The organism is Microbacterium umsixpiens (assembly GCF_053543675.1).
Genome location: NZ_JBLVOH010000053.1, coordinates 1 through 3,748 on the forward strand (window position 1 = coordinate 1; position 3,748 = coordinate 3,748).

The 3,748-nt window shown below is 70.3% G+C and carries 4 protein-coding genes; 2 read left to right on the forward strand and 2 right to left on the reverse strand.

All coding sequences use genetic code 11. From position 1 onward, the window contains the following. Nucleotides 1–123: 123 nt before the first annotated feature. Complete coding sequence (locus tag ACNPM4_RS05565; protein WP_105709607.1) at nt 124–837, forward strand: ferritin-like fold-containing protein; 714 nt, start codon at nt 124–126, stop codon at nt 835–837. 27 nt (nt 838–864) lie between these two features. On the opposite strand, the gene ACNPM4_RS05570 is transcribed toward ACNPM4_RS05565, so the two are convergent. Continuing rightward, complete coding sequence (locus tag ACNPM4_RS05570; protein WP_105709608.1) at nt 865–1,152, reverse strand: hypothetical protein; 288 nt, start codon at nt 1,150–1,152, stop codon at nt 865–867. A 7-nt stretch (nt 1,153–1,159) separates the two neighbouring features. Beyond that, the gene (locus ACNPM4_RS05575) at nt 1,160–1,384 is read right to left on the reverse strand and encodes a DUF3107 domain-containing protein (RefSeq protein WP_029262039.1); all 225 of its coding nucleotides are present in this window, start codon (nt 1,382–1,384) and stop codon (nt 1,160–1,162) included. Nucleotides 1,385–1,524: 140 nt separating this feature from the next. On the opposite strand from ACNPM4_RS05575, the gene ACNPM4_RS05580 reads away from it, so the two are divergent. Continuing rightward, a partial coding sequence (locus ACNPM4_RS05580) for an ATP-dependent helicase (protein WP_448985002.1) occupies nt 1,525–3,748 on the forward strand: 2,224 nt, incomplete at its 3' end.

Genomic DNA, 3,748 nt, shown 5'->3' on the forward strand with positions numbered 1-3,748 from the left:
AGGCGCGGGGCCCCGCTCCGACGGCGGGGACACGCCCAGCCTACCCGAGGGGTCGTCGGGACCCGGAAGGAGGTCGTGGCGCGGGTATTGTGAACGACGTGGCGAACTCGGGAGGAAGACCTCGTGGTTAAGTGGTTCTGGCAGCGCGAAGACGCGCCGCGGCGTACCCTCGCCCTGCGCAGTCGAGGGGAACAGAGCGATGCCACGCGCGTCGACTTTGCCGAACTCGCCCCCGAACTGGATCGTTTCCTCGGCCAGGCGGCTTACCTGCAGCTGGGGTACTTCGAGACGCTCACCCGGCTCATCCGAGCGACGCCGGAGCTGTCCGAGAAGGAGTCGCTGTCGCGCGCGGCCGGGGCAGCGCTGACGAAGCACCGCGGCATCGTCGAGGTCATCGCGGAACGCGGCGGGGATCCCACGCAGGTGATGCTGCCGTTCCGCGAGCACCTCGACGCGTTCCGACGCAAGACGATCGGTGCGCGTCCGCGCGAGACCCTGCTGGCGGTCTACATCACCGCAGGGATGCTCGACGACTTCTATCTCGCGCTCGCCTCGAGCTACGGCGATACCGGCCGTCGAGTCGCGCAGATCCTGCGGGAAGACGATGCCGGGCACGAGATCGTCGCGATCATCCAGGAGACGATCGAGAGCGACGAGGAGTGGCGTTCGCTGCTGTCGATGTGGGCGCGCAGACTGGTCGGAGACACGATCCTCGTCTGCCGCTCCGCCCTGCGCCCCGAGTTGCTCGACGTCGACGACGCGCGCATCGAGCCGGTGTACACCGAGTTGATGGGCGCGCACGCGCGCCGCATGGATGCGATGGGACTCGCGTCGTAGAGACCTTCGCGGGCCAGGGTGTCCGGGTCAGATGCCCAGTGCGGTCCTGGCCGTCGCGTCGGAGCGCTTGCGCAGTGCCGTGATGGCCAGGGTACCGACGGCGGCGATCGCGACGGCGCCGAGAACGCTCGCGACCCACAGCCAGATGCTGTCCTCGCCGACGCCCAGCCACTGCAGGCCCGTGTAGAGGATCGCCGATGCCGCCGTCGCGATGGCGGGGGCGAGGACGACCCCGCGCAGCTCGCGGTCGGCGATCAGGAAGTGCACCGCGATTCCCAGTGCGCACGCTCCGACGAGTGCGAGGAGGATGTACATCGTCGGATCAGGCGACGAAGCCGACGCGGCGCGATTCCTCGGTGCCCAGCTCGATGTAGGCGAGGTTCGCGGTCGGGACGATGTACGAGTTGCCCTTCACGTCGGCGAAGCTCACGTGCGTCGCGTTCTGCTCCAGCGCCGTGGCGACCTGGGTGCGGACCTCGTCCGCGCTCACGCCGGTGTCGAAGCTCAGTTCACGGCCGGTGTTGATGATGCCGATGCGGATTTCCACGCGTGCTCCTTGAAGATCGGGGACTGGCCCAACTCTACCCCGCGCGCCTCGCGCCGGATCGGCCGACGGCGGTGGTTTCGCCCTGAGCGCACAGACGGGGACGCACGCCGATGTCCGCGCGTCCGGATAGCGTGGACGACATGACATCGGATGCCGCACAGCGAGCTGTGATCGCCGCGGAGCCGTCGGCATCGGGCGTCATCATCGGCGCACCGGGAACGGGGAAGACCCGCACCCTCGTCGACCGCGTCGTGCATCTGCTCGATGCGCAGGGGCTGCGGCCTGAAGAGGTGCTCGCGCTCACTCCGAGCCGACAGGCGGCGACGGCGCTGCGCGACCGCATCGGCGTGCGCATCGGCCAAGCCACTCCCGGGCCGTTGGCGCGGTCCCTCGGGTCCTTCGCCTTCCAGCTCGTCCGCGGGGCGATGGTGCGCGAGGGCGCGGAACCGCCTGCGTTGCTCACCGGCGCAGACCAGGACCGCATCATCGCGGAACTGCTCGCCGGCGACATGGAAGACGGGCGCATCGCCTGGCCGGATGCCCTCAGCGCCTCCGTCCGCGCATCGAAGGGATTCCGTTCCGAGCTGCGCGCGTTCCTGGCGGAGTGCACCGAGATCGGTGTGCACCCCGAAGAGCTCCGTGCGTCGGGCAATGATGTCTGGACCGCGGCGGCGGAGTTCCTGGTCGAATATCGGACGGTGCTCGATGCGCTGCGCTCGGCGCACCGCGACGCCGCGGATCTTCTCAGTGAGGCGAGCACGATCCTGCAGCGGGCGGACGCGCCGACGCTCGGTCCCCTGGCGCCCCTGCGCGTGGTGCTGATCGACGACGCGCAGGAGCTCACTCGGGGTGGGATCGCGATGGTCAAGAGCCTCCGTGGCCGCGGCATCGCCGTTCTGGCCTTCGGTGACCCCGACATCTCGTCCGGTTCCTTCCGCGGGGCCAGCCCGGAGCTGTTCGCCCAGCTCGCGGGCGCGCTCGGAGAGGTGCATGTGCTCGACGGTGCGCATCGTCAGCAGCCGGCGCTCACCGCGCTCACACGGACCGTGACGCAGGCGATCGGCGTCTCCGGCAGGGTGGAGCACCGGCGTGCTCCCGTGCCGGTGACATCGGAGGAGATCGACGCCCGGGTTTCGACCTTCGTCGCCCCCTCGCCCTACGAGGAGCTCGATCGCATCGCCGGAGTGATGCGGGAATGGCATCTCGCTGAGGGGATCCGTTGGGAACGGATGGCCGTCATCGCCCACGACACCCGACAGGTGACGACCCTCGAGACCGAACTCGCCGCCCGAGAGATCCCCACCCGCGCCGCCGGAGTGCAGCGTCCGCTCGGCAGCGAGGGCATCGTGCGAGACATCGTCGGCATCGTGCGCCTGGCGCTGACCCCGATCGAGGAACGCACCTCCGAGGCGCTCGAAGAGGCCATGCGCACCCCGTTCGGAGGGATGGACGCGATCGGACTGCGGCGCCTCCGTGCCCGGCTCCGGCATATCGAGCTCGAGCAGGGCGGCGCGACGCCCGCGCGAGAACTGCTGCGGCAGGCGATGGCCAACCCTGCGCACCTGACCCTCATCGACGCGCCGGAGTCGCGTACGGCAGAGCGCTTCGCCGAGACGATCGAAGCCACGGCCAGAGCTGCCGCCGAGGGGGAGACGATCCACGATCTGTTGTGGCGGGTGTGGGACCAGGCCCGCGCCGTGGACGGTCGCCGGCTCCAGGTCGCCTGGCGCGAGATCTCGCAGTTGCCGACCGGCGCCGAGACGGCGCGCTCACTCGACGCCCTCGTCGCGCTCTTCGACGCGGCGAAGAGGTTCGTCGAGCGTACTCCCGATGAGCAGCCGCACACCTTCGTGCGCGACATCCTCGACAGCGAGGTCCCCGAGGATTCGCTGTCGACGCCCGACCGCCCGGGCAGAGTCACGCTCCTGACCCCCGCGACGGCCCTCGGCACGGAGTTCGACGCGGTCGTCGTCGCGGGGGTTCAGGATGGGATCTGGCCGAACGTGCGCCTGCGCGGTGGTCTGCTGCAGACATGGCGGCTTGCGGATGCGATGCACGCGGCTCGCACCGGCACCAGCACCGAACCCGTCGGTGTGCTGGATCGCCGGCGGGCGGCGCTCCACGACGAACTCCGCCTGTTCGTCCGCGCGGTCTCCCGTGCGCGAGACCGCCTGCTGATCACGGCGGTCGATGACGACGACCTCACGCCGAGTCCCTTCTTCGGGTTCCTGCCGGCCCCGGAACCACCGGAACGGCACGCGTCAGCGGAGCATCCGCTCACCCTGCGCGGACTGGTCGCGCGGCATCGACGCAGCCTCACCACCGCCCACACGGACTCGCTCAGGCGAGACGCCGCCGGGCCGC